Genomic DNA, 418 nt, shown 5'->3' on the forward strand with positions numbered 1-418 from the left:
GGCGGCGGTGTGGGGTCTGCTGCGCAGTGCGCAGTCCGAGCACCCGGGCCGGTTCGTCCTGGTCGACCTCGACCTCGACCTCGACCTCGACCTCGACCTCGACGGTGATGGTGAGGGCGACGGGCCGGACTGGGGTGCGCTCCTCGACACCGACGAACCGCAGCTCGCTGTCCGCGACGGTCGTGTCCTGGCGCCCAGGCTGTCCCGGGCGTCCGCCGGTGAGTCGGTGACCGCGTTCGACGCTGAGGGCACTGTGGTGGTCACTGGTGGTACGGGTGGTCTGGGTGCGATGTTCGCCCGGCACCTGGCCGGGACTCGGGGTGTGCGCCATTTGCTGTTGCTCAGTCGGCGTGGTGCGCGGGCCGAGGGTGCCGCGGAGCTCGTCGCCGAGCTGGAGGGCCTGGGCTGTGAGGCGCGG

At 72.2% G+C, this 418-nt stretch carries 1 protein-coding gene; it reads left to right on the top strand.

The window, feature by feature from the left end; genetic code table 11:
- Positions 1-418: KR domain-containing protein (locus FVS66_RS02350; RefSeq protein ID WP_149179271.1), on the top strand; the 418-nt coding region annotated here is incomplete at both ends.

The organism is Streptomyces sp. TRM49041, from assembly GCF_008271805.1.
Classification (GTDB): Bacteria; Actinomycetota; Actinomycetes; order Streptomycetales; family Streptomycetaceae; genus Streptomyces.